26 protein-coding genes and 1 riboswitch are annotated in these 26677 nt (G+C 49.4%); of the genes, 11 read left to right on the top strand and 15 right to left on the bottom strand.

Annotated elements, in window-relative coordinates; genetic code table 11:
* A partial coding sequence (locus tag KJS57_RS21140) for an IS3 family transposase (protein WP_211026180.1) occupies positions 1–83 on the top strand: 83 nt, incomplete at its 5' end.
* Between the two features lie 85 nt (positions 84–168).
* On the opposite strand, the gene KJS57_RS21135 is transcribed toward KJS57_RS21140, so the two are convergent.
* The 3 genes from KJS57_RS21135 to KJS57_RS21125 form a co-directional block, all read right to left on the bottom strand.
* Positions 169–462, bottom strand: coding sequence for a hypothetical protein (locus KJS57_RS21135; protein WP_211025364.1), 294 nt, complete (start codon positions 460–462; stop codon positions 169–171).
* 87 nt (positions 463–549) lie between these two features.
* The gene (locus tag KJS57_RS21130; protein ID WP_211025362.1) at positions 550–894 is read right to left on the bottom strand and encodes a YlbF/YmcA family competence regulator; all 345 of its coding nucleotides are present in this window, start codon (positions 892–894) and stop codon (positions 550–552) included.
* A 25-nt stretch (positions 895–919) separates the two neighbouring features.
* Positions 920–2083 carry a DUF445 family protein gene (locus tag KJS57_RS21125; RefSeq protein ID WP_211025360.1) on the bottom strand — a complete coding sequence of 388 codons (1164 nt, stop codon included), beginning with the start codon at positions 2081–2083 and terminating at the stop codon, positions 920–922.
* Between the two features lie 354 nt (positions 2084–2437).
* Between KJS57_RS21125 and KJS57_RS21120 the strand changes: the two genes are divergently transcribed.
* From KJS57_RS21120 to KJS57_RS21095, 6 genes are read left to right on the top strand one after another with little or no spacing between them, the layout of a single operon-like run.
* A complete protein-coding gene (locus tag KJS57_RS21120; protein ID WP_213656259.1) occupies positions 2438–3805 on the top strand; it encodes a YheC/YheD family endospore coat-associated protein in 1368 nt (455 codons plus the stop codon).
* An 11-nt stretch (positions 3806–3816) separates the two neighbouring features.
* Positions 3817–4929, top strand: coding sequence for a YheC/YheD family endospore coat-associated protein (locus tag KJS57_RS21115; RefSeq protein ID WP_213656258.1), 1113 nt, complete (start codon positions 3817–3819; stop codon positions 4927–4929).
* Between the two features lie 37 nt (positions 4930–4966).
* Complete coding sequence (locus tag KJS57_RS21110; RefSeq protein WP_213656257.1) at positions 4967–6340, top strand: YheC/YheD family endospore coat-associated protein; 1374 nt, start codon at positions 4967–4969, stop codon at positions 6338–6340.
* Entirely contained in the window at positions 6340–7455 is a 1116-nt protein-coding gene (locus KJS57_RS21105; protein WP_213656256.1) for a YheC/YheD family endospore coat-associated protein, read from the top strand. Before KJS57_RS21110 ends, KJS57_RS21105 begins: the two co-directional genes overlap by 1 nt.
* A 23-nt stretch (positions 7456–7478) precedes the next feature.
* Positions 7479–8054 (top strand): GNAT family N-acetyltransferase, encoded by a 576-nt coding sequence (locus KJS57_RS21100; RefSeq protein ID WP_213656255.1) that lies wholly within the window; start codon positions 7479–7481, stop codon positions 8052–8054.
* Entirely contained in the window at positions 8011–9120 is a 1110-nt protein-coding gene (locus KJS57_RS21095) for a YheC/YheD family endospore coat-associated protein (protein ID WP_211025348.1), read from the top strand. The genes KJS57_RS21100 and KJS57_RS21095 overlap by 44 nt, the downstream gene beginning before the upstream one ends.
* A 31-nt stretch (positions 9121–9151) precedes the next feature.
* Here the strand turns inward: KJS57_RS21095 and KJS57_RS21090 are convergent, their stop codons facing one another.
* On the bottom strand, positions 9152–9850 hold the full coding sequence (locus KJS57_RS21090; protein WP_213656254.1) for an HAD family hydrolase: 699 nt from the start codon (positions 9848–9850) through the stop codon (positions 9152–9154).
* Between the two features lie 170 nt (positions 9851–10020).
* On the opposite strand from KJS57_RS21090, the gene KJS57_RS21085 reads away from it, so the two are divergent.
* On the top strand, positions 10021–10569 hold the full coding sequence (locus tag KJS57_RS21085; RefSeq protein WP_211025344.1) for a 5' nucleotidase, NT5C type: 549 nt from the start codon (positions 10021–10023) through the stop codon (positions 10567–10569).
* A gap of 18 nt (positions 10570–10587) precedes the next feature.
* Here KJS57_RS21085 and kimA read toward each other — a convergent pair whose 3' ends face one another.
* The 10 genes from kimA to KJS57_RS21035 form a co-directional block, all read right to left on the bottom strand.
* Positions 10588–12414 carry a potassium transporter KimA gene (gene kimA, locus KJS57_RS21080; RefSeq protein WP_213656253.1) on the bottom strand — a complete coding sequence of 609 codons (1827 nt, stop codon included), beginning with the start codon at positions 12412–12414 and terminating at the stop codon, positions 10588–10590.
* Between the two features lie 159 nt (positions 12415–12573).
* Positions 12574–12764, bottom strand: a riboswitch (cyclic di-AMP (ydaO/yuaA leader).
* Positions 12765–13016: 252 nt separating this feature from the next.
* A complete protein-coding gene (pdxK, locus tag KJS57_RS21075; protein WP_213656252.1) occupies positions 13017–13832 on the bottom strand; it encodes a pyridoxine/pyridoxal/pyridoxamine kinase in 816 nt (271 codons plus the stop codon).
* Between the two features lie 167 nt (positions 13833–13999).
* On the bottom strand, positions 14000–14200 hold the full coding sequence (locus tag KJS57_RS21070) for a hypothetical protein (RefSeq protein WP_211025335.1): 201 nt from the start codon (positions 14198–14200) through the stop codon (positions 14000–14002).
* Between the two features lie 159 nt (positions 14201–14359).
* Positions 14360–14929: a manganese catalase family protein gene (locus KJS57_RS21065; RefSeq protein WP_211025333.1), complete on the bottom strand. Its 570-nt coding sequence runs from the start codon at positions 14927–14929 to the stop codon at positions 14360–14362.
* A gap of 50 nt (positions 14930–14979) precedes the next feature.
* Positions 14980–15255 (bottom strand): spore coat protein CotJB, encoded by a 276-nt coding sequence (locus KJS57_RS21060; RefSeq protein WP_211025331.1) that lies wholly within the window; start codon positions 15253–15255, stop codon positions 14980–14982.
* Between the two features lies 1 nt (position 15256).
* Positions 15257–15478, bottom strand: a complete 222-nt coding sequence (locus KJS57_RS21055) for a spore coat associated protein CotJA (protein ID WP_211025328.1) — start codon at positions 15476–15478, stop codon at positions 15257–15259.
* Between the two features lie 171 nt (positions 15479–15649).
* A complete protein-coding gene (locus KJS57_RS21050) occupies positions 15650–17026 on the bottom strand; it encodes a hemolysin family protein (protein WP_211025326.1) in 1377 nt (458 codons plus the stop codon).
* A 17-nt stretch (positions 17027–17043) separates the two neighbouring features.
* A complete protein-coding gene (yfkAB, locus tag KJS57_RS21045; protein ID WP_213656251.1) occupies positions 17044–18180 on the bottom strand; it encodes a radical SAM/CxCxxxxC motif protein YfkAB in 1137 nt (378 codons plus the stop codon).
* Between the two features lie 85 nt (positions 18181–18265).
* Positions 18266–19375: an HD-GYP domain-containing protein gene (locus KJS57_RS21040; protein ID WP_213656250.1), complete on the bottom strand. Its 1110-nt coding sequence runs from the start codon at positions 19373–19375 to the stop codon at positions 18266–18268.
* Positions 19376–19479: 104 nt separating this feature from the next.
* On the bottom strand, positions 19480–20922 hold the full coding sequence (locus KJS57_RS21035; protein ID WP_213656249.1) for a bifunctional metallophosphatase/5'-nucleotidase: 1443 nt from the start codon (positions 20920–20922) through the stop codon (positions 19480–19482).
* A gap of 325 nt (positions 20923–21247) precedes the next feature.
* Between KJS57_RS21035 and KJS57_RS21030 the strand changes: the two genes are divergently transcribed.
* The 3 genes from KJS57_RS21030 (at position 21248) to KJS57_RS21020 (ending at position 23436) form a co-directional block, all read left to right on the top strand.
* A complete protein-coding gene (locus tag KJS57_RS21030; RefSeq protein ID WP_213656248.1) occupies positions 21248–21982 on the top strand; it encodes a molybdenum cofactor biosynthesis protein in 735 nt (244 codons plus the stop codon).
* 93 nt (positions 21983–22075) lie between these two features.
* Positions 22076–23122 (top strand): HD-GYP domain-containing protein, encoded by a 1047-nt coding sequence (locus KJS57_RS21025; RefSeq protein WP_211025315.1) that lies wholly within the window; start codon positions 22076–22078, stop codon positions 23120–23122.
* A gap of 110 nt (positions 23123–23232) precedes the next feature.
* Positions 23233–23436 (top strand): hypothetical protein, encoded by a 204-nt coding sequence (locus tag KJS57_RS21020; protein ID WP_244861654.1) that lies wholly within the window; start codon positions 23233–23235, stop codon positions 23434–23436.
* A gap of 339 nt (positions 23437–23775) precedes the next feature.
* On the opposite strand, the gene KJS57_RS21015 is transcribed toward KJS57_RS21020, so the two are convergent.
* Positions 23776–23925: a hypothetical protein gene (locus KJS57_RS21015; protein WP_213656247.1), complete on the bottom strand. Its 150-nt coding sequence runs from the start codon at positions 23923–23925 to the stop codon at positions 23776–23778.
* Positions 23926–26677: the final 2752 nt, after the last annotated feature.

Here is a 26677-nt window from a genome sequence, read left to right as displayed (position 1 = left end):
ATTACAACCATCACAGGTATCAATGGGGATTAAAAAAGATGACCCCTGTTCAGTACAGGAATCATCTATTGTCTGTTGCCTAAGCCTTCTCTTTTTTAAGTGTCCTTGACAAGGGTACCAGTTTAAAGCCCATACGGCTTCAAGACAGCCTTTCCTTTATTGTTCCGCTTACAAGCTTTGGCCTTGCTTTCCGTCCTCGCTCCATTTGTTTTGCCATTCCCGCAGCTTGGCCCGGCGGACGGCATCCAGTGCACGTTGCTTTTCCTCGTTGACGCCCAGTATGAAATGCAGATGTGCCCCGATTACGAGGAAGGCAAAAGCGGCCCACACTGCACCAAACAGGGAAACAAAGCCTGCACCTGGCTCGAAGGAAATCATCGGTAACGCGTACACCAGCATCGCTAATGCCAAAACAAGATACACGACATGTTTTAATTTGCTCTTTTTTTTCACGGTCTTCATATATTCCGCAGCTCCTTCATCTTCAAATCTATATTTCTATTCTATGAAGGCTGTCCGGAAAATATGAGACTAGTTTCTTCTGTATTACTACATTTGATCTCCGTACAGATGCTGCAGACTGTCCGTTATGATCTTATTCACGTCCTGAATGATGATGCTGAGACGGCGTTCTGCGTCAAACAGCCGGCGAATATTCAGGTTCATGCTGAGCACCTCGAACAGCTTCTCCATTTTTTCCATCTCATCCGGAGCAGGCATCTCACCTGTCATCATCTGTTGCTGCAGCTCGTTCTGCCGGTTGCGGAAATCATCCAGCATTCTCTTGCTTTCGGGATCGGCGTCGACCAGCTTCATCGCCGCGGTAATTTCCTTCACTTCTTCACTCTCTTTGAGTGCTTTTGCCAATTCATTCGCTTTATCGTAAATATTCAATAGGATCATCCTCCGATATTATGAATTATCTTACCCATATGATCATTACGGACTGGAATAATCCGATGATGCCTCCGAGCAAGACCCCCAGCCAGGTGATGGCCCGGAATTCCTTGCCGGATACGCTCAAAATGACCTCTTCCAGCCGTTCGACCGGAAACTTCTGTACCTGCTCTTGTACGAGCTTCGGCAGTTGAATCGCCTTCATCGCCGTAGGAATTCCCTTCACGACGAGAGCAAGCAGCCGATCCGTAACCGAAGGCAGCGCCGCTTGCGCCTGAGCCTGCCACGGAGCAACCAGTGATGAAATCCGGACGGATTCAGCAGTTGCGATCCACTTTTCGAGCGGCAATTGTTTGATTTTGTCCGACAACCACTCCTGTGCCGGCGTTCCGGTTACCATTTCCAGCAGCTCTGCAGCCGGTTTCTCCCCGAACATCTCCAGTTTGCCCCGGATCGCTTTCGCAACTTTGTCTTTGGCTTCCTCGCTTTGCAGCGCCCGCACCAATGCAGGTGTCAGCTTGCGCACCAACTTGTCCTCGTCCATGAAGATCGCCGCCATCGTGCCGAGAAATCCGCCGGCCTTATCCGCCAAGTCCCCGGCCAGCTTTGTCAGCATACGCTGTCCCTCAGCCGACAGAAGCTCTTCTTCAACCGCTAGCAGCACCGCTTCCGCAGCTGCGCCGCTCCAACGCTGCCGATTCTCTTCATTCCAGCCCGGCAAGAGGTCCTTCAACAAACGATCCCCCCAGCCGAGATCATTCCACAGCAGGTTAAGTCCGCGGTCCGCCACCGATCTGCCCGTATCTGCAAGCCGGGATTTGGCCGCTTCCCACCGTTCAGGCTCCCAAACCCTCAGCGCCGCTTCCTTTAACGTCAGTTCGCTTGCGCCCAATCGGACAAGCAGGTTCTCCAAATATTGCTCCGCCTGCTTTTTAAATGCCGGACGAGACAGCAGCTCCTGAAGCCCTTCCGTCGTTACCAGATATTCCGCCACGACATTTCCGAGAGATTCCGCGATATCTTCCCGGCGTTTCGGAATCAGACCCGGCGTAAACGGAACGTGATATTTACCGATGTATACCGGATTTCTGGGATGAAACAGCATTTTAATCGCAAAATGATTCGTGACTCCGCCGACAAAGGCGGCCACAGCCACGCTGATCAGAACATAAATCCAATCGGCCACCTGGCATACCTCCTTTTAAACCCGGCTAAACAAATTATTTTCAAATAAGAGGTTGTTCAAAAAAGTCACCTTTTGATCACGAAGTGCCTCAGGTTGCTTATTCGACATCGAATCTTGCATTCAGTCAGGCCTTCCGGTGCTGAAAAGACGACTTTTTGAGCACACACTTTAAGTATATTCGGCTTTCGCCGCGATGCAGCGGCTGCCGAAAAGTTCGCAGGCGCAGACATCAAATCGGAAATGGGTTAATCACCAAGGATTCTATGTCCTCATATGATGCATTACATGCGCTTATGCAGATGACTTTTATTGCATCCAAGACATCAAGCTTAAGCTTGGAAGGAGATCCGCTTCATGCCCTCCAAAAAATTAAAAATTCAAATCATGAGCCCGAATCTGCTGGAAAAAGACGATCTCGTTCTTGGAGAACAACTGATCAAACAGTGGCGGATTCCTGTGAACCATCCGCTGCAGCTCGTGTTCGGCTCTTTTCAGCAGACCGTTCGGGTCGTGCCATTGGCCAGATTCGACGGAATCCGGGTCAGCCAGGAGCTGGCCGAAAAAATGGGTGTTCTAGCCCGTTCCGTGCTGCGGCTCACATTCCGCCCGCACTCATCCACTTTACAGCTCGGGCCGCTGATCGGCGTGCTGATCAGCCGCGACCTGCCGGGATCCCTGGAACGCCCCTTCGGGCCGATTACGATGTTCTGCAAAGAGCTCGTAAACGCCTGCCAGCATCAAGGTGTGTACGTTTATTTTTTTACGCCGGATCACATCGGCACCAGTTCAAGCAATTTGTCGGCCTGGGTCTACGGAGACGGATGGAAGCAGATCCAGGTGCCTGCCGCGGATGTGTTCTACAACCGCCTGACTTCGCGAAAATTGGAGAATAAACCTAGCGTACAGCATTTCTTGAAAGAAGTAAAATCACGGTACAGGAGCCACTTTTTCAACGAGAAGTTTCTTGACAAGACGGAAGTTTTTGATGCTCTGGGCCGCGATGCGGCGGTATCGAGATATTTGCCGGAGTCCCACCTCTTTCGTAACTTTCTTACACTTAAAACGATGTGCGCCAAACATCCCGTCGTCTTTCTTAAGCCGATAAGAGGCAGTCTCGGAAAAGGAATCATCCGGATCTCCAAACTTGAGGGCGGAAGCTATCAAACCCTAACCGCCCAGGTCGGAGGTACGAGGCGTCAGGTTTATCCAAGTCTCGCCAAGCTGTACTCCTCCCTCTCCGGCAAAATGAAGACGACGCGCTATCAAATCCAGCAAGGATTAACCTTGATCCAGGCGGATCGCCGCCCGGTGGATTTCCGTGCGCTGGTGCAGAAGAATCGGGCGGGAAAGTGGAATGTGACCTCCATAGTGGCCCGTACGGCCGGAAGCCAGCATTTCGTGTCCAATCTTGCCCGGGGCGGTTCGCTCAGCACCGTGAAGGAGGCTATCGGGAGAAGCTCACTCCCGGCAGGCATAAAAGGTAAGATCGCCCTTCGCCTGCGTAAAGCGGCGCTGGATATCGCCCAGGGCGTCGATGCCCAGATTCCTGCGCATTTCGGTGAACTCGGCATCGATCTCGCCTTGGACTCGACAGGACGAATCTGGCTGCTGGAGGTCAATTCCAAACCTTCCAAGAACGACAACACCCCGATCGGAGGGAACAAAATTCGCCCTTCCGTCAAACAGGTGGTTGAATACGCCCGCTATTTGTCCGGCTTTTGAGGAGGTACAGGATGATCAACAAACGATCAAATGGCGTGATGGGCATTTTGGTTGCCGAAAGCAACGCTCCCATCCCATTTGCGGAGCCGGGATTTTGCCGCAAATTGTGCATTATCGGCAGCAGACAAGGAATGACCGTTTACGTGTTTTGTCCGTCTTTTCTCCGAAGGAGCCAAGATGCCGTACCCGGTTATTGTTTCGAAAACGGCGGATGGCAATATCGGCTGTTCCCTCATCCGGACATTGTCTACGACCGCTGCTTCACCCATGACCAGAGGCGGCAACAGCGAAAAAGGCAAGCTTTGGAGAAATTGTCGAGGAAACATCCCTTCGTTTATTTAACACGGGGATTGACAGGGAAATGGCGTGTCCATCAAACGCTTCGCAAGTTCCCGGAGATCGCCCCTTTTTTGCCGGAGACAGTCCCTTATGAAACTCCCTCCCAATTGGCGGATTGGCTGGCGAGACATGGCGGCGAAGCCTTTCTAAAGCCTTATAACGGAACACATGGCAAGCGAACCCTGCACTTGAGGACCACGAGCAATCGGGAGCATCTGGAAATTACCGGCCGGGACGGCCGCAACGATTTGCTGCGGCATACTTTCTCCAGCAAGAAAGAAGGCTTCGAATGGATCGATAAGTTTACTAAAGACCGGCCCTTCTTACTGCAGCCTTATCTGGAACTCAGCACCTCTCAAGGTGAGCCGTACGATATCCGGGTGCTGATGCAGAAGAATGACAAGGGAGAATGGGAACTTACAGGGATGGCAGCAAGAGTCGGTCCGAAGCATACGCTCACATCCAATCTGCACGGCGGAGGTACGGCGCATAGAGCGCAGCCGTTTCTAAGCCGGGAGCTTGGAACCGTCGCTGCAGAAGAGGCCCTATCTCTGATCCGTAAACTGTCGATGGTGATTCCCGGTTCGCTCGAATCCCATTTCGGCCGCCTGGCCGAATTAGGAATCGACTTCGGCGTCGACCGGAGGGGAAGCGTATGGGTGCTGGAGGTCAACTCGAAGCCGGGCCGCTCATCCTTTTTCCGGATCGGCGATCGTCAAAGCGCCAGAAAATCGATCGAAAATCCGATTCTCTATGCGCGTCACTTGCTGCTGAGCAAACCTTGAATGAGGCACGGAAGACTTTTTTAGGAGGATAAAATTCATGAGTTTGACTTTTGGCAACGTCCATTTCACGCAGCAGCCCCAAAGGGTCGTCTACGTGTCCGGCTCTTTAATGAAAAACTTGAAGCTGTCCGGAAAAAAGTCGGTTCATCTCAGATTTGGCGGAGAACGCATTCCCGCTGTAATCAAACCTATCAATAAAGCGGGTAAGCATCTTTATCTCGGCAGCAGTATCCGGAAAGACATCAAAATACCGATGGCCGGCGGGATATTTTTACGCAGCCTGCAGGAAGGGGAAGTGCAAATTGGGCCGCTCATTGGCGTCTTGTCGGATGGACCGGCCTCGTCTGCAGCCAATCCGTTTGGCTCCCGAACCGGTTTCATCAAGCAATTGCTGAGACACGGCAGCAAACAATCCTATATCTTCGCCTTCACCCCCAAGGATATCCACTGGGAGAATGAAACGGTCAACGGCTATTTTCTCAACGAAGCCGGACACTTCATCCGAAAAAAGGTTCCTCTTCCGGATGTCGTGTATAATCGCCTTCCCAGCCGGCGGGCGGAAACGACTACTTCGATTGCCCAGCTCCGGGAGCGGTTCATCCGGCGGAGAATCCCGTTCTTCAACTGGAGCTTCTTTAATAAATCCGATATTTACCGCATGCTCGAGAAGGATTCTCTAGTAAACAGGTATGTTCCGGAATCGATTATGAACCCGACACCCGAGCAAATCAAGGATTTGCTGGACCGGCATTCGCTGATTTATTACAAACCGAACAACGGCAGTCTCGGCAACGGCATCTACCGGCTCTCCCGCATCCCCAAGAGCGGGTATTATGCGAGGTACCGCAAAACCGGCCGAAATGCGCTTTTGCGGTTCGGCTCCTTCAATAGCATGATGCGAACGCTGCAAGCAAGGCACGGCCGCGCTTTAAGAGGATACGTGGCCCAGCAGGGGATCCGGCTCATCGAAATCGACAGCTGCCCAATCGATTTCCGGTTCCATATGCACAAAAACGGGCGGAACCAGTGGGTCGTAGTCGGCATCGGAGCCAAAAAAGCAGGAAAAGGCAGCGTAACTACCCATCTTAAAAACGGAGGATCGCTGCTCACTCCGGATCAGGCGCTGGCCCGCGCATTCGGTCCCAGAGCCGATGAGGTACTGAAGAACGCCAAAAATGTGGCGATCACATTGGCCGAAGCGATCGAGGCGCACCATCAGCATTTAATCGGTGAACTCGGCTTCGATATCGGTATCGACACGGATGAAAAGATCTGGATGTTTGAAGCGAACGCCAAGCCGGGCCGGTCCATCTTCAAGCATCCCTCGCTCCGTGCGGAAGGAAAGGCATCTGTCGAACACATTCTGGAACACTGCCTCTATCTGAGTAAATTCCGGAGGAGGGAAGCCTAATGAGCCAGCTTGCGAGCGATCAGAAGCCAGTCATCGCCGTGCTGACCGTTCATGATGAATGGACCCAATTTCGCGGCAATCGGGCTAACTTTCGGGATATCGTAAGAACGGGCAAGGAACTGGATTTTCCGGTATATATCGTAACGACCAAAGATCTAAAGCTGTCGTCGCATAAAATACAAGGCTATGTATACAGCTCGGAAGAAAAACAGTGGACGAAACAATGGGTCCCTCTCCCGCAAGTGATTTACAACCGAATTCCCCAGCGCGAGGATGAGCGGAGACCGTCAGTCCGGCGCAAAATCGAAGAGTGCATCCGGCACGAGAGCATCCAGCTGTTTAATCCTTTTTTTTTCAACAAATGGACGCTGTTCGACTGGCTGAAAAAAAACCGGACCACCAAGGCTCTCGTCCCCGACACTAAGAGGCTGCGTTCACCCAAGTCTTTATTGCCCATGCTTGAGCAATACGGGAGCCTCTACCTGAAGCCGGAAAGCGGCAAAGCGGGAAAAGGAATTATGCTGCTTCAATTCGACGAAGCCGAGGAAAGACCTTACAAGCTTACCATTCAGGGATTTCGGCGCAAAAATGTCGTGTATAAAACCGGCAAACCCCTTCTGTTATGGAAACGGATCAAGGCGGAGACCGGCCGGGTTCCTTACATTATGCAGGAGAGCATCGAACTCGCTTCGTATAAAGGCAGGCATTTCGATATCCGGATGCTTGTGCAAAAAACAGGAAAAGGCATCTGGACAGTAACCGGGATCGGCGCACGCTTGGCCGGTCCGCGGCGGATCACCACGCACGTTCCCCAAGGCGGCAGTGTCGAGGACCCGGAGAAATTGCTCGTTCCGACCTTCGGTCAGGAAATGACCAATGTTTTGATGAACCGGTTGAAGTCAAGCGGCCTGTTGATCACCAAGCAGATAGAAAAGAGCGCCGGTTATACGCTTGGCGAAATGTCGATGGATCTCGGAATCGATACGGAAGGGAAAATCTGGTTTTTTGAGGCTAATGCCAAGCCGATGAAGTTCGACGAGCCCCATATCCGCAAAAAATCGCTGGAACGCATTTTCCAGTTCAGCCATTACTTATACCGGCAGGGTAAGGCATAGCCCGGGAAAGAGGTGAATTCTGCATGGAAATTGCAGCATGGCATCCCGGGAACAGGGTCGCCTGGGAGATAAAGCATGCGGAAATGTTGGCATTCGTGCATCGCTATGCTAGAAAGAGCATTCCCTCCGCGACCTTTCGTGCCCTTATGAAGCTGTCCGGCCGGGAAATGACTCTGCCCGGCTCTTCCCTCCTTCTGGCTATTCTCCAAACGGAGGATGGCCCCCGGGTCGCCGGGTTATCCTGCGTAACGAACTATGGCCGCGGAATCTGCCTTGTCGTCGTTCACCCGCTGTACCGGGGTCGAGGGCTGGGATCCGCCCTGCTGAACCGGCAGCATGCCGTTCTTGGAAACCTGATATGCCGGGTAGCACCCGGCAACCTGTCCAGCCTGCAGATGTGTTTTCGCGCGGGGTTCAGCGCAAGTCGCCTAATTAAGTCGCAGACCGGGCGGGCCGAGCTTCTGCTGGAGAAAACTCATGGCTGCTCGCTGGATTCCGAGCTAATGTCGGATCTTGATTTTGCCAATCCATTCCCTGCAAAGAAGGTGATTCCTGATGACACAACCGGTCTTGGGCATCTTGACACTATATTTAAATGATAAAAAACACCTGGAAGAGCGGCATATTTATCAGCGTATGATCACAGAGGGGCAACGCCTTGGTCTTGATGTTTTTGTATTCACTCCGATGGATGTGGATGACAAAAAGGGCATTATCAACGCCCTGATTTACGATCCGAAGCAAAAGAAATGGTCGCGCAAATGGCGCAGCTTCCCGGAGCTTATCTTTGACCGCTGCCGGATTCAACGCAGCAAGCGGTTTGAACAGCTGTTAAGGTTCCGGGCGAAATACGGAAATATGACTTTTTTAAACCGTCCGCTGCGAAACAAGTGGACGATTTATCAGACGTTGTCCCGCAAGCCTGCGTTCCGCGGCAACCAGCCCGAGACGGTTTTGTTTCAAAGCGGGAGCGATGTTTTCAGGCTGTTGAAAAATCATTCCTCCGTCTATGTCAAGCCGATCAACGGTACCGGCGGCAGGGGGATTCTGCGGGTTGAACGGCTGGGAGGCGATATGTTCCTGATCCAGGGAAGGAAGCAGAGCCGGCAAATCATATCCGCACAGAAGCTGCACAAATCCAGGCTCGGCGCTTTCCTGATGAGCTGGAAAGGGAGCGGCCGCTTCATAGCGCAGCAAGGCATTCAAATCAAGCTGCCGAGCGGTCGGGTGCATGATTACCGCATGCTCGTGCAGAAGAACGGGCAAGGCCGCTGGGAAGTGACCGGCTGCGCCGGACGAATCGGTCCCGCGCGCAGCGTCACCTCCAACCTTCACGGCGGAGGCAAGGCGGCATCGATGAATGCTCTGCTCGGGCAGATTACTTCCAGTGAAGAGAAGCGCAAAGAAATCCGCCGTTCCGCAGAGAAGCTCAGCCTGGAAGTCGCCGCATATTTGGAAGCTACGTTCGGAGCTTTATGCGAGCTTGCACTGGACCTTGCGATTGAAAAAAGCGGGCGTATTTACGTCCTTGAAGTCAATCCCAAGCCTGCAAGGGAAGTATTCATCCAGACGGGGGATTTGGAATCTTACCGGAGAGCAATTGTAAGACCGCTGGAATACGCCCTATGGTTGCACAAACAAAAAACAGCCGCCCCTTCCTCATAGAGAGGAGGAGCGGCTTTATTTTTCCCTGAGATTATTCGGAGTCTTCAGCCTGGTCATAAAGCGTAACCAGTTCATTGAATGAAGTGATCAGCACATCCGAACCGGCCAATTCATGTCCATTCCCGAACCCGGCGTAGGCACAGCCGATCACGGTCTGGCCGTTCTTCTTGCCCGCTTCCACGTCGGACGAACGGTCTCCGACCATCCAGGCGCTGGATACGCCATGGTTGTCCAGCAAAAGGCGGACAAGGTCTACCTTCGAAGCCGTCTGATGCTCGCCAGCGCTGTACATTCCTTCGAATAGCGGAGCGATCAAATGCGTTTCGGCGACGCCCTTCACGTAATGCTCCAGCCCGTTGCTGGCGACGAAGAGCCTTACTCCCCGCCGGCTAAGCTGCTCCAGCGTCTCCTTAACTTCAGGATATAGTTCAGTTGAATACTCCTTCAGTCCTGAGAGCTCCAGCTCCAGCAACAGTTCATCCGCACGGCGGTGTACCGCTTCGCTGCAGTCGGGAATGACCTTTCTCCAAATATCCTCCAGCAGCATACCGAGACAGCTCAGCATCAGCTCTTCCGGAGGTGTCTCTCCCTCGTACATCTTCTCTTCCCTGAGCCGGTCGAACAGTTCATGATAGGCAGGGATAAGCAGGGTCTCTGTCTTAAACAGCGTCCCATCCATATCGAAAATCATAGCTTCGGGTTTCTGCAATTTCGTCTGGGTCGTCTCCATCTCCACATTCCTTCCTGTCTATATTTATAGCCCCATGATATGCCAATTGGCGATTACTTGCAAACCCTTGGGAGACGCCGAAGTTTGCCATTTCCCGAAGTGTCCATTACAATTACGTTTAAATTCAACTTATATATCGAAAAAGTAACTGCCAGGGAGAAGTGCGAAGCATGAGCAAAAAAATAGTAGCCATCGACATGGATGACACGATCTGCCATCTCATACCGAAAGCGATTCATTATCATAATTTAATGTATCCCGATCTTCCGTTGACCATGGAGCAAATTATCAGCTTTGATCTTAGCGGCATTTGGCATCCTGCATGCACGGACGACATTTTCTTCGGCAGGCCCGGCCTGTACGAAGAGCTTGAAATTTTTGACGAGTATACGATTGAAGAGGTGAAGCGGATGACCGTCGATTACGACGTCATCGTCGTGACGGCCGCCCGCCCGGCATCGGTTCCGGAAAAATGGAGATGGCTGCAAATGCATATGCCTTTCATTCCATTCGATAACTTCTTCGTCGCCAAGCGCAAATACTTGCTTGATTTTGACTTGTTGATTGACGACGGCCCCCATAATCTGATCGCGGCCAAGGAAGCGGGCAAACAGACCATTATGATCCCCCGTCCTTGGAATGCGCCGGTTCAGCAGGACTTTATTCTAAAGGATTCATGGCAAGGCATGAACGAGCTGGTAGGGCAAATTCTGACTTGATGGTCAGATGAAAAGATCTTATTTTTTGAAATGATAAGGAACCGTGGTTACGATCAAATCCCTCCGGTATAGCAAAAAGGCGCGGATTAGCAAACTGGACTGATTATGCAGGGCGTTATGCCACCGTTTCTTCGGTATGAATTGGGGAATCAGAACGGTTACCCGGAAATTCATTTCCTTGGCCTTATGCTCCACGGTATCGATGAACTTCGTCAGCGGCTGGATAATGCTCCGGTATTGGGAATACAGCGTAACCAGCCGAATTTCAGGGTGCCACTGGTTCCATTTCTCCTCAAATTGCTTTTCCGCCTCTTTATCGAACGCCACATACACAGCGATGATCTGATCCGGAGACAACGATTTCGCGTAATTCAGCGTATTTTCCACTACATGCGTAATTCCCGCTACGGGAATTACCATGACATTCCCCTCGATCGCTAGTGGCTGTTCGCATGTAGTGATCCGCAATTGATCCCCCACAGCTTCGTAATGACGGTTGATTTTATGAAATACATAAACGATCGCCGGCAAAAAGATTAACGCAGGCCAGACTTGCGGAAATTTCGTAATGAAAAAAATCATCATGACCGTAAAGCTGATTAAAGCCCCGATCGCGTTTATCGTTAATTTCAATCCCCAGCCCGCCGGTTTTTCCCGGAACCATTTCACAAGCATACCGGTTTGCGCCAGCGTAAACGGGATAAATACGCCTACCGCATAGAGCGGAATCAAATGCTCGGTCTGTCCTTTAAAAACGATGATCAGCAGGATTGAGGCCACCGCCAAAAAGACGATTCCGTTAGAATAACCGAGACGGTCTCCGCGAACGGTGAACATACGCGCGATATATTTGTCTTTCGCCAGGTTCACGGCCAAGAGCGGAAATGCCGAGTATCCGGTATTGGCGGCCAGCACCAGAATCATCGCGGTGATCCCTTGAATCAAGTAATACATGATCCCCCGGCCGAATGTAGCTGAAGCGATCTGGGACACGACGGTTTCCTCCGCTTTAGGAGAAATACCGTAATAATAAGCCAACGATACGATCCCCGTAAACAAAAGCGCCAGCAGAACGCCCATGGCAGCCAATGTTTTGGAGGCATTCTTGGGAGCCGGATCCTTGAAGTTAGGAATGGCGTTAGAAATCGCCTCGACCCCGGTCAAAGCCGAACTCCCCGAGGCAAATGCCCGCAAAAGCAGGAACATCGTAAGGCCGGTCACCGGTGTCCCCATCGGTGTATGCAGGTTGGCCGGAACTTCGCCCATTGCAATTTGATATAGCCCCGCCCCAATAGTGATAAATATAACAAGCACGAATAAGTAAACCGGATAAGCCAGGATGGAAGCCGATTCGGTAATACCGCGCAAATTGAGTACCGTGATAACAACCACTAAAAGGCATGCTATAAGTACGTTATGTGAATGCAGCGACGGAAAAGCTGAGGTGATCGCATCCGTCCCCGCAGAAATGCTGACCGCAACGGTTAAAATATAATCCACCAGCAGCGCGCCGCCGGCTAAAAGACCGGAGTTTACTCCCAAATTTTCCTTGGAAACAACATAGGCTCCTCCGCCATGCGGATAGGCATAAATCACTTGTCTGTAAGATAAAACGAGAGCCAGCAGCAGCACCAGAATTCCCGCGGCAATCGGGATGGAGTACCAGTAGGCGGCCGCGCCGAGCGTCATCAGGACGAGCAGAATCTGCTCCGGTCCGTAGGCTACGGAGGACAAGGCATCCGATGAAAGGATCGCCAAGGCTTTCGTTTTGTTTAATTTTTGTTCGCCGAGTGCGGTTGACTTCAGCGGCTGACCGATGAGCACTCTCTTGATTATCGAAAACATAGATGCAACACCACCGTGCTTTATTTTTTGCAAATTCAAAGGCTGATTATGATTAAATATTTTGGTAAATCGTCTCATTTGGAGACTTTTTGGACAGCAAAAAACCACAGAGGCAAGACCCCCTGCGGTCCATGAGTGCTTTACATGGGCACAGTATCATTCCTCTCTCGGACTACGCTTACGAGGTTAGCTGTCGGATTAGGGTGGCGAGAGTCACCCCTCCGCGGCATGTTCTGCATGACATGCTGCGGATTCACCCCTACCGTTCGTTTCGGCTGGCTTTGCCTGTTACGCCCGGCATTCGGTTCCCCCGTTTTCCCGTATTACGGGAAATTCAGCGAATCAAGAATATCAAATCCACGAATGAATATTACGCCTGCTCTCATTTTCTGTAAATCCCGAAATTTGCGTGGAATGACTTCTATTTGTGGTAAAAGAGTACGATAAAACGCTTACTTCCATCACTTTCATTTATTATCCTTCATTATTGAGCCCACATTAAAGCGCAACATAAATCATCGTATTAATGCCGAATACAACAAAAAAAAGACCGGCCTCCATTCCTGGAAACCGGCCTGTCCTGATTCATTTTATATGTCAGTCTACTCGCCATTTATACGGTAGCCACCATGGAATACCGGTCCCACATATTCGTTAAAGGCATACCCCGAACGAATGGCCGCCGTTACGAATTTTTTCGCTTTAACTACGGCTTCCTTTACAGTTAAGCCGCTGGCCAGTCCACCTGTTACGGCAGCCGCAAAAGTACAACCGGCTCCATGGTTATGTGCGGGTTCGATCTTTTCCGTCTCCAGAACCTCAAATTCCTCGCCGTCATAGAACAGGTCGATCGCTTTGTCGCCTTCCAAGGCTTTGCCGCCTTTAATGACTACGTAAGCCGCTCCGCGTTCATGAATGATCTTCGCTGCTTTCTTCATGTCGTCCACGCTGGACAAACGTCCCAAACCGGAAAGCACACCGGCTTCGAACAAGTTTGGCGTAACAACCTTAGCAAGCGGTAACAGCAACTCGCGAATCGCATCCGCGCTCTCCGGATTCAAAACTTCGTCTTCCCCTTTGCAGACCATGACCGGGTCAATGACCACATTTTGTTGGTTATGCTGCTTAATGCATTTCTCAACGACTTCTATAATAGGCACGCTGCCCAGCATCCCCGTCTTCATAGCTTGCACCGGGCCGCCCGCAAACACGGTCTTCAACTGCTCGGCCACCAGATTGGCGTCTATCGGGTACACGCTATGATGCCATCCGCGGTCCGGATCCATCGTAACAATGGTAGTCAATGCGCTGAGTCCGTAAGTTCCGTATTCTTCAAATGTTTTCAAGTCTGCCTGTATCCCCGCGCCGCCGCTGGAGTCACTGCCGGCAATAGTTAGCGTTTTAAGAATGGTTGACATGATCAAATGCTCCTTTACGAAAAACTAAAGTGCTTCCGGCCTCTATTGTAGCATTATTTTCAGAAACTCAGTGAATTATTTACGCATTTACATAGCCCGGAAACAAAAAAAGTATGGAGCAAGTAATCCTTGCTCCATACTTTCCACTGATATGGTCTATAGCCAGCTTATTTCACGACGATCTGGTTTGCGGCATCGATTCTTTCCTGGGATGCGTTGAAGCATTTCTTGCAGACTTTCAGAGCCTGACCGGAACTGCTCATCTTCGTATAAAGCAGTTTAATCCGCGTGCTTCTGCATACGGGGCATGTCCCCCGGCCTCTGGAAGGAAGAATCCACAAAGCTTTCCCCCGCTTTGATTTAGACATAAGAAATCACCTTCGCCTCTATGTTATTTGCTTGTTTTTCTATGTATATCGGGAAGGCCGGCCGAACATGCCTAAATATTTCCGGTCCTTCCCTATATCATTCCGAATTCCGTAACCAAATTTAACTGTTAAGTGTCTAAACAAGAACATCCGCTTGGCTTAAAAAATCTTCTTATGCTCCCGGTCATCCTTCAAAATCTCCACCGCTTCGCGGAAGCGCAGTGAGTGGATGATTTCACGCTCGCGCAGGAACTTCAGGCCGTCTTGCAGATCAACGTCATCCGTCATATCGATCAGCCACTGGTATGTAGCCCGAGCTTTCTCCTCAGCCGCAATATCTTCATACAAGTCGGCGATCGGATCGCCTTTCGCCTGGATGTAAGTGGCCGTCCACGGAACTCCCCCGGCGTTTTGGTAATACAGGGCCTTATCATGGTTTACATAATAAGCTCCCATGCCCGCCGCCTCCAGTTCCTCTACCGTCGCGTCCTTGGTCAGTTTGTAAATCATGGTGGCGATCATTTCCAGATGGGCGAATTCCTCGGTTCCGATATCATTAAGCAGCCCGATCACTTTATCGGGTATAGTGTACCGCTGATTTAAGTAACGAAGCGCAGCGGACAATTCGCCATCCGCACCCCCGTATTGCTCCGCCAAATATTTGGCCATTCGGATATCACATTTACCCACGCGAACCGGATATTGCAGTTTCTTCTCATATATCCACATTGCTTCGCATTACCTCCTTTAGATTATCGTTAAGAGGGCTGGCAGGTAGTTTATACCTGCCAGGGCCATGGGGCCTGTGACCATTCCCATGGATACTTTGAATAAGCGCGTCCGAAATTCTGCAGCGGCCCATAGAGCTGCTGAAAATGGTTGGCCAACTGTGTCCTTTCCTGGGTCAACTGGTTGAACTGCTGAATCGAGGCCAAGTCATCCGGGTGAGTATCGAGAAAAAGATTTAGCTCAACCAGGACGAAATCCAGCGCCTGCAGTTTTTCCAACAGTTCATAATACTCGGGATCACAATGCGGTTTCGATGTGGAACTCATTTTAACACCGTCCTTTTCCCCATTTGGATTCATAGGGGCTGTACAATGCCGGCCACAGCGTGCCATGCCTTAATGCTTCTTGCGGAGAGAATTGCGGGAGATTCAGCGGTTGAAAGCACATATATAAGTGCGGAGGTGTGCTGTATGTTTTACAGGTAATAGGCGGGCATGGATCAAAGGGACCGATAAACGGGGCAAAAGAATGCTCATTGGGAAAGCTCAATCTTGGTTCCTCCTTTATGAAATTCCCTTATGCAAAGGACTACCTGGTCCCCTGCATCCTCATCATTAACATATGACGTTCGCCCAATTTATGAACCCGATTTCGTGATAAAACGCAAAAAAACGTCAGGCCTTGTATGATGCCAAGCCTGACGTTCTTATTATTTATGATCTAAGTTCCGGGTTTAAGTTCATCCTCGGATATGGGTTCAGGTGCTTTTTGCTTACTGATTTTCACCCGTGTGATTCGCAATCGCCCTGATTCGGCGACTTCAAAGGTTATATTATCGACGACTTTCTTCTTGCCTTTCGCCGGAGCGCCTTCCAGCTCCTTAAACAGCCAGCCTCCGACGGAATCGACTTCATCGTCTTCGATATCGATGCCCATCAAATCGTTTACGTCTTCGAGAAGAGTTCTTCCGTCAACGGAGTACACGCCCTCGCCCAGCTTCTCGATTTCGGGACGTTCGTCCTCAAACTCGTCATGAAGATCGCCGACGATCTCCTCCAAAATGACCTCGACCGTCAACAGACCGGCCGTTCCCCCGTATTCATCGACAACCAGTGTCAATTGGGAGTGCTTTTTCTGCATCAGCCGGAGCACATGGCTGACTTCCATAGACTCGGGCACATTCAGGATCGGGCGAACCATTTCCGCCAGATTAAGCGGGCGTCCGGCTTCGGGAAGCAGCAGGTCCGTAATATGGACAAAACCGATGATCTGATCTTTATCCTCCACGGCCACCGGATAACGCGAATGCTTCGTCTCCGCCACAATCTTCATATTTTCTTCCCAAGTCAGATTGGTATATAGGCAATCCATATCGGTCCGGGGCAGCATGACCTCGCGGGCCAACATATCGGAGAAATCAAAAATATTGTCCATCAGCTTCATTTCATCCTTATCGATCACCCCGCTCTTGGCGCTCTGGTTCATCAGGATGCGAATTTCCTCTTCGGAGTGGGCTGCCTCTCCTTCGCCCGCCGGTTCAATTCCGATCATCCGCAGCAAGCCGTTTGCCGCTGAGTTCAGCAACCAGATGACCGGCAGGAACACCTTGTAAAAGTACAACAACGGTGCGGATAACCAAAGCGAAGTACCTTCCGATTTCCGGATCGCGAGCGATTTCGGAGCAAGCTCACCGATGACAATATGTAGAAACGTAATAATCGCAAACCCGATCGCAACCGATACGGTCGAGATCAGCGTAGGATCGCTTACGCCCATTTTGTGCATTAACGGCTCAATGAGCAGTTCGGAAACGGCCGGCTCCCCGACCCAGCCTAGTCCAAGCGAGGCCAGCGTAATACCGAGCTGGGTAGCCGACAAATAGGCATCCAGCTTCTTGTTGACCCGAAGGGCGTATACGGCGCGCTTGTTTCCTTCACTGACGAGTTGGGTCAGTCGGGATTGACGTACTTTAACAAGCGAAAACTCCGCAGCAACAAAGAAACCATTCAGGAAAACCAGAACGAACACGATGAATAGATTCAAAAACAATCGGCCGAACTCAATTTCAGTGTGAGCGTTTGTTATGGCGTAGTGCATGTAAAATGCCCTCTTTCCTATAGTGTGATCGCTTTACGGGACTTGAAATCGATGTCTTTGTAATACATGTCGGCGACAAGCAAATTCGGCCCGCAGCAACCCGCCGCATCGCAGTGGCAGTTTACTTTTTGATTCATAGGGTGGTTGTTCAGCCATTCGGCAAAAATGTCATCCAGTCGCATGTCCCGCACATTGCCAAAAGCCGGAATGGCCGCAAAATCGGTCACATACACATCTCCGGTAAACATATTGACATTAACCCGATTTCGCCCGTCAGGATCATTCCTCACCGTTACGTTGGGTTCCTGACGCAAGCGGCGCAGCAGTTTGGCATCCTCCCCCTCGCCGTTACAGGCGAAGAAAGGAAGCGTTCCGAACAGCATCCACAGATCAGGATCCCGTGCGTCAAGGAGAGAATGAATGGCGGTTCGCATATCCTCAAGAGGCAGAACCGGCAATCCCTCGGCAAAATCAGCCGCATACATCGGGTGGACCTCATGACGCTGACAGCCCATCTCCCGAATCAGCCGATGAATTTGCGGCAGCTTGTCATGAGTACGGTAGTTAATCATCGACTCGGCCGAAATGAACATGCCCGCTTCACTTAGCTTTTGACTATTTTCAATCATTTTGAAATACATTCTCTTGGCGACTTCCTCTTGTACGGGATGGCCGCTGCGGGCAAATCCGACCTCGTGAAAGTCACGCTCGCTGGTATAGTTGAACGAAATGTGCATGACATCCAGGTAAGGCAGAAGCTTCTCATACCGTTCGTAATCCAGCGTCAAATTGGAATTGATTTGCGAGCGCACCCCTCTTGCCTTGGCATATTGCAGCAAAGGAACAATAACTTCATCGACCGTCTGCTTACGGAAAGTAGGCTCCCCGCCGGTGATGCTGATCGTCCGCAAATTCTCCACCTGATCCAATGAATTCAATATGACGGACAAAGGGATCTGTTCCGGTTCCTTTAACATGAGGCTGTCGCCGACTGCGCAGTGCTCACATCGCATATTGCACAGATTGGTAACCGTCATTTCCACGCTTGTCAGTACATGCCGGCCAAATTCACGCAGCGACACGATCGGATCCCAGGGGTCATAGCTCGGTGTGATTTCGATTTCTCTATCCGTTTTATAATTCTCTATTTTCATCATTTACTCACCTTATTTCTTTTATTAACCTAAAAAAGAAGAAAATGCACCTCATCGGTGCAGAATCCCCATTTAGGCAGTCCCGTCAAGAGACCGACTCCTCAGTTTTAAATTCCATTCCGTCCACTTTGGTAATAACAATAGATAATTGATTTTTCAGGTCCACATCGTAAGGAGACTTTAATTCCGCACCGAGGGGATCCTCCAGAATACGAATGACCGGGCGATGCGGAATGTCCTTATGTATCTTCACCACTACGCCTTTCTCACCCGTATTAAGTGTCACCGTCATCCCGAGCGGATAAATCGCCACATGATCCCGGAACAACTCCAGCTTCGATTTTTCATACCATTCCCCGCATCCCGTATAAAGCACTTCAAGCGCCTGATGGGGCAGCATCGCCGGCCGGTATACCCGGTGGGTGGTCATGGCATCGTAGGCGTCAGTAATGGCGATCCAACGGGCAAATTCGGATATTTCATCGCCCTTAAGCCCCCGTGGATAACCCTCGCCGTTGATACGTTCATGATGCTGATATGCGCAGTGCGCCGATTTGAGCGGAATTCCCGGCTCGTCCTTGAGCATTTGGAAACCGATCTGCGTATGCTGTTTGATTTGATTGAATTCCACTTCGCTCAATTTGGAAGGTTTGTTCAATAGCTCAATGGGCAGTTTGGTCTTACCGATATCATGAAGCATGGCCCCAAGTCCAAGCAGGGTCAGCTCTTCTTTGCTATATCCGTGGATTTGTCCGAGCAATAGCGTATAGACGCAAACATTAAGCGAGTGCCGGTACAAATACTGATCCATACTGTTGATATTCATCATCATAATCATGGCATCTTCCCTGGAACTAAGATCATCCATGATGGATTCCACCAGACCTGTGAAGGCCTTGCCCAAAAAAGGATATACGATCCCTTTAACGGAAGGCTCCGTCAATTTACGGAAGCTGGTCCGGATTTCCTGAAGCGCACGACGGCGCGTCTCATCTTCGATCATGTCCTGAATGACGACATCATCGGTCCGCGAATCGGCCACATAGACAAAATCCAACCCGTGCAAACGCAGCCGGCGAATAACCGCTTCGCTCAGCTCCGCATTTTCCGACAGTAATATGATTCCTTCCTCGTTATATATCTTCTTTCCAAGTTTCATTCCGGGCTTCAAAGAGCTCACTGGTATCAGCCGCAAAAAACCACTTCCGTCTCTCATTGTTTGCTGTAAACATAGGATGTATTTGACTATCTTTTATTATTATAGAATACAATGGATCAGCCGGGAATGCATCTTCCGTATTACACTCCGTTTTTTTTCCATCTTGGAAGAAAGCTGTCTTCCACAGCCCCCGCTGTTTGGAGCTCCATTTTCAACAGATCCCGTAAAAAATCGGGCAGCATATACTGTCTTTCCTCCCCGTTCTTTAACCGTTCATAACCAATGCCAAACGTAAACATATCCAGCGTACCGACGTCATAGTCCTTATCGGGTGAGATCGGCACCCCTTGGACGCTGGCCTGTATAATTTTGTCGAACGGCGCTCCGGACGGGTCATATAAAATATCCATGCCATCCACGCAGATCCCGCCAAGCACCTTGCCCCGAAAGCCGAACCCGTAAATCGCCCGATCCGTCATCTCGCTTAGAAGGGATTCCTCCAGAGTATAAAGGATATCCGCTCCCTTCAGCTTCATCCGGCAGGGATTGATCGGAGACGGGCACCGTTCATGCAGCATTCCCTCGCTGATTTCACCTTTGGGAAGATCCATCAGCAGCTGGCCGCTGTTAATGATCGACAGTTCGCTCCCCGTGTATCGTCTGACCGCCTGTGCCAGCAAATTTCCGAATGGCGATTCCGATGTATAGTCAATCGGCAGCTCCCGCTCCGTGACCGCAACAGTCCGATCCATTCTCCGTTTCGCGCCTTCTTGGTGAATAGAGATAGCTTTCAGCACACGCTCGCTCTCTTCCCCGTTCTCCACGGCTACACAGCGTCCCTCGACAACAACAGGTTTTCCGTCCGTCGTGTTTTTGCGAAATGAGATATGACCTAGATACCGCCCGAATTTTCCGGCGGCCGTAATCATCGTCGTCCCGATTCTAAGCGGCTCCTCCAGCAAATGATGCGTATGCCCTCCAATAATCAGGTCGATGCCTGGTATGCTCTTTGCAAGCTCTTCGTCGAGCTTTATTCCCAAATGAGACATAACGATGATCAGATCGACCTGATCGCGCAGTCGCGTTACCGAATCGGCAATGGTCGTTCTCGGGTCAAGCGCTTCAAGTCCCAGCAATTCGTAAAATTCAGGATAAGAGGCCGTAGCTCCGATTAATCCGATCGTCATCCCGCTCCGCCGGACAATCAAATGCTCCTTCATCCACTTCGGAGGCTTTCCGGTATCCAGTTCACGAATGTTTCCGCAAATTACGGGACAGGTCAAACCGGCATAAGCCTGTTCCAGCAATTCTGGAGTAAAGGTCAATCCTTCATTATTTCCTATCGTGATCGCGTCATATCCGGTCAGATTAAGCACATCCACATTAGCTTGTCCCATCGTTCCTTCCGTTTCGGGAGCCGCCCTGTCCATATGATCGCCGATGTCCAGCAGCAATACGGAAGTTTGAGGTGTGGCGCGAAGTTCATCGACCATAGCGGCAATGCGACCCATAGCGCCGAAATGGCTGTGCAAATCATTGGTATATACAATCATTAACGTTTCCTGGTCCGTCTCCGGCTGCATGGCCTTTCCTCCTTATAAAGTGCACCTACTGAATCCGCGCGATATTAGATGAACTTAAGAATGTGATGCTGGCAAGGTAGTAAAATGATTCCGAAGAAGCGGAGCGTTCGCCTTTGATTCCGGATTTCTGCATTATCCGATCTTATAAGATCAAGAAATCTGGAATCAACAGCGATTGTAGGAACATTTTACGGACTTGCCCCACATCCATTTCAATAGCTCATCTTATTTAATTATAAAGAATATTATATACCTTAAATTTATATGTTGTCTTCTTTATATGATATATTAGAATGGTTTCAATACCATTCCGAGGTGAAGTAAAATGATAATCAACATTTCGCTATTTGCAGGCCTTGCCGACCGGATCGGAACGTCAAGCCTTGAATTTAATTGTGAAGTAGCCGAACTGAACACCGATCTCCTGAAGCAGCTCCTCTCCGAGGCTTATCCTGATGCCGCTTCGCTGATCGCTGTTTCCTTCGTTGCGGTCAATCAGGAATATGCCGCAGGCGCGTCCCCGATTACCGAAAAAGACGAAGTAGCGCTCATTCCCCCCGTTTCCGGCGGCGAACCCGTATCCGGATCCCGGAGACATGAGAGTGAAGATGGACTATATGCAATTACGGACGAGGAACTCTCCGTGGACGCGGTGACCGCGAAGGTCATTACCGCAGACCATGGAGCAACCCTGACTTTCACCGGTACAACGCGTGAAATGACTGGGGATCGCCGCACCGTACACTTGGAATACGAGGCTTATATCCCTATGGCTTTGTCCAAGCTTCGGCAAATCGGCAGCGAAATCGGCGAAAAATGGCCCGGTACCCGCTGTGCGATCACGCACCGGATCGGTCTCGTCGGAATCGCCGAAGCGAGCGTAATCATCGCCGTATCTTCCCCACACCGGGCCGGCTGCTATGAAGCAAGCCGTTACGCCATCGAACGTCTGAAACAGATAGTACCTATTTGGAAAAAAGAATCCTGGGAAGACGGTACCGAATGGAAGGGTCACGGACTGGGACCTTGGGACCCATCGGCTCCGGGAAAGCTCTCCTAGGTTGCCGGATCGCAAGTCCTGAATTAGCATTGTCAATCCATTTATTCCCTGTTATGATGAAAGAAACTTCAGAATAACGAGGTGTCATCTTCCTTGAAAGTACACATTATGGATCTCAGTCCCGGCGACCGTTTAGAATCCGATGTTTTCAATCAATTTGGGGTACTAGTTCTTCAACAGGAAAAAGAATTAACAAGTGATGCAATCGTAAAACTCATGCAGCATGGCATTGATTACGTAGATGTCGTACCCTTTACACCTCAAGTTCAAATCCCCGTAGCTCAATCGTTTTCGGAGAGTGTCCAGAAAGTTAAGCCCTACTTCGATAACGCGGTTGACGGATTTGAATCGATTTTCCTGGAAGCGCTAACTACAGGCGCCTTTGAAGATAAACAGGTCGACGAGTTGCTTGAGCCCATGGTCGAACAGCTGGTTGTCCAAAAAGACGTGGTATCTCTGCTGTTGATGCTGAACGACAGTGACAATTATACATATAATCATTCCATGCAGGTTGGAATGCTATCTTATTATATCGCCTCCTGGCTCGGTTATCCCAAAGAGGAAGCCTATGCGGCGGGTAAGGCCGGTTATTTAATCGACATCGGCAAAAGCAAGATCCCTCAAGACATTTTACATAAACCCGGTAAGCTGACGCCTGAAGAATTCGATGAGGTCAAGCGGCATACCACTTACGGACACGATATTATATTGAAATCGACCGGCGACGAATTGTCGGCACTCGTAGCGCTGCAGCATCATGAGCGTGATGACGGAAGCGGCTATCCTAAGGGTCTTACGGAAAAGGAGATCCACCCCTTCGCCAAGATTGCGGCCGTAGCGGACGTATACAGCGCCATGACCTCCAATCGGGTGTACCAGTCGAAGCAGGAGCTGCTGTCCGTTCTGCGGGAATTGAACAGTCTCAGCTTCGGCAAACTGAGTCCGGAACCGACCCAAGCACTGATCAATCACTTACTTCCTAATTTTATCGGCAAAAGAGTACTGCTCAGCTCCGGAGAAGTCGGCTCCATCGTTATGACCAATCAGTCCGATTTCTTCAGACCGCTCGTCCAGACCGATTCCCGTTTCGTCGATTTGTCCAAAGAGCGGGATACCGCGATTGCGGAAGTTTACTTGTAATATTGAGGCCTCTCATATACAAAAAATGTCTTCATAATTTTCAAAACTGGTTTAGTTTCACACCTTAACTACCGATATAGTATGAAGGCAGATTTAGAAGGGTGGCTTAAATGGGTAACATGCATGAACTAAAAATGGCAGTAACCTTGGAACACCAAGTTGTACTAACGCTGGAAGACGGGAATTCCATCGTGGGTTTACCTAAATGGGGGCGTAAACCGGAAAAGGTTCAGATCAGAACCATTGATGGCGCTGCTTGGGTAATGTTGGACGAAATTAAACATGTAACACGGATTATTCCGTTGCAATTCTAGCTACTCAGGAAGAATTTGAGGCAAAGAAAAGCCCGCTGACCTATATGGACAGCGGGCTTTTTATTAGCTATTTCTTAACCGATGGAACCTTCCATTTCGAACTTGATTATTTTCGTGCTTTTTCTCGCTTATCGGAATTTATCGTTTTTTATTAACAAGTGTGAAGAATCCAATAATGGCAAGGGTTTAGAGACCTTCTGTTTATTGGATTTTGGTAACGATTATAAAACATTCGTGGTCTTTATATGGGCAAAATATGGGCAACGATATAGAATGATTCCTCCGCATGTATATCTTCATGTTGTACAGCTAGGACTGGTCGGTCTATCTAGTCCTTTATTACAATTTGCGGTTACGACCCGTAAAGATCTCAGCTAGGAACAATTTACATCGATCAGGCAAATCGGTTTTATAAGGATCAATCAGCACCCGTTTATCACCATCCATCATATAATGCGCCACCACTCTTAACTTTTTGCGCTTAGCCATCTACCTTTGCAATCCTCCTATTCATTGCTTTTATAAGTCCCACTCTTGACGGCTCTCTTTATCGTACTCTCACGTTCCTTCTGTTTATTTAATTTATTGATTTCATCTATGTACTTTGGCAGCACTCTCCCAAGGAATTTATATAGATTCTTCATAGCCTTCTCAGATGGTTGAATAGTGTCCATTTTGTTTTAACACCTCCGAATTTATAACTGTATTTATTATTTCTCATCAGCCCAACTTTTTAAACCTTTAACATATTCGTTTATATAACTGGATTAAGGGGATAAAGGGGAATTAAGTGGGAATGGCTTGATATATAGGGCTTTATAAGCTCTTCTTATTCCCACAATTAACTCTGAATAAGTCGGGGGTTAAGTCTTAGCGCCGGATAAGCTCCCCCAACCTGAACTTTAATTTGCTCAATTTTCGTATAAAAAATGGGGGTAGCGATGTAGATGCAAATAAACACAAAAAGCCCCACCAGATGTTTTCTGGCAGGGCTTCTTTACCGGTGCTACCGGATTACATATTGGCAGGGCAGCTAATATGTTGAGTATAGAATACAGCGTTTGTCTTAATTTGTAAACCACATAAAAACAGGTGTCCTTCACATGATTCCTGATCCTTTTATACTGGTCATACTACTACACCGTTACCCCCCCTTTTTTTTACTTTATATCATTCATTGTCATTGATCTTCCAAGCTGAAAGATTATTTGCACATCATTCAAAATTCTATACCCGTCAGTTTGACGGGAGTTCAAGTTGCTGTTGAGTCCAACTTTGGACTGTGGACTTTAACCAACGTAAAATTGCGTTCGTTGGCCATCAAGCGCAACAAACTTGCTCACAAGCGCAAATATACCGAGCATTAAATAGCCCGGTTAGTACTGAGAGAGATTTCTCCCTTAGTAGATTGCATCTTTCTTTTATATGTAATTAAACCTCAACATTTCTCAACAAAAGGGGTGCAAACAAAATGCAGATCAATACTCGGAAATACTCGGATAAAATCGCGTGATTAGTTGATTCCGCGGTTCTCTCTCGGGCAGTTTCTCGCATTTCTTCGTTGCAACGTTTTTGCGTTGCGTTGCATCGTTGCGTTGCCAATTCTCCCTATTCTTTCGACTTCGTGACGTCGACCGATTTCACTTCGATTGTAACGGCCCCAGCGTTCGATTAGAGCCTTTATTAAGGGACCCGGCTGTTATGTGCGCATTGACAATGATTAAGGGGTGGACGGTCCGTCCAGCCCCTCATGTCCGTGCATTAGCGGTAAATATGTGAGCATTTGTGAGCAATGCGTTGCACCCCTTTTACGATTAAATGATTAGAAATGATAAGGTTTAATCATAACAATCATGTACTTAGAAAGCTCTTATTACTGCATTCAGATATACAAGCATTTACTAGCGTCTTGGCGCAGTTTGTTGCACTTAAACCCTAAGAAACCCTAAGAAAAAAACGGGAGCATGACAATAAAAGGGATGGCGTAAAATGCGCTACCCCTTGGAATTAGACGCTTCTTTTATGCTAGCATTTGCAAGCATCCTGTTGCATTTTTGTTGCACCCCTTTTTCGCATATAATACTGGGTTTTACTAGGATGCAATCTTTCTGTTTGTGTGCATTAAATGCTAGGGAATGTTAGGGTGCAGGAATGTCACAAGATACTTTCCTCTGTGGTAGGACGTTTCATCCTATCATCCTCAATGGTGAGATGACCGAACTTCCCACAACGTTGGGAACATTGGATTTACCGCCATAAAGGGGATGGCTCCCGATACCCTTGGACATCCTTAGCCATACGAAAAACTCTAACCTTCTGAATCGGAATGTTAGAAAGTTACACAACACGGGCAAACACGACCACGTGGTCGCTTTTAAGAACCGGCAGACGTCTACCGCTTTGAGTTGCGACGTCGTATCTGCTGAGCGCCCAGGAAAGCTTTTATAGGCGAATTCGTAGACATCGACGAATAACGGGAGCATATGAGCAACAGATAACGACGTTCAGACGTCTGAAGATTTACCAAAACGTACGACGTCGTACGATTCATTTGTCGCAATTTGCGAGTTAAAGGTACGACGTCGTACCGTATTAACGAATCTGTAAATTCGGATTCGAGTCGGAATATCGGGTTCAATAAAGAGTGCGACGCCGCACCATTTGGAAACCCGGGATTCCATTATAAAATATCCCCTTAAAGCCTCCGGAAACTCCGGGTATTAACTTCAGATAGCTGAACGCAATTTTGCGTTTTGATGTGACAGTGGCTCGCCATCCCAAACCGTGGAACGTGCCACGATTTCATCAGAACGAATGATGTGACCCCGTGGACCGCGGAGCCATCTTTAACAGTGCGAATTCCGTTACAATTATGTTAGGGTTTGCAAGGCGTGTTCGTTGCACGTTAGATCCCTCTCAAAGTTCTGAGAACGCAATTTTCCGTTTTCAAAACCAAACAGGTCGGCACGGATCCGTGCTCATCCTGCGCCGTCTTTTGATCCTGAGTATATACCGCCCTGGTAGGTACTCACTTACCGACAAACTGTCGAATACTGATACTGTCCGTTTTGTGGACTTAAAACCTGGCGACGTCGCCAACTTTGAAAGGGGGTGGCTGATCTTTCAGCAGCCCTGTTTCTGCTTCAGAAACTCCACAGTAACCCATACTATTACTTGATGGCCTACTTTCAAAGTATATCGTCATGGACTCATTTAGCCGGCAGATAGAAGGGCGACCCAA

The sequence above is a fragment of the Paenibacillus vini genome, assembly GCF_018403325.1.
GTDB classification, from domain to species: Bacteria; Bacillota; Bacilli; order Paenibacillales; family Paenibacillaceae; genus Fontibacillus; species Fontibacillus vini.
Note: the sequence above shows the minus strand (reverse complement) of the source record. Positions and strands in the feature narration are given on the sequence as shown.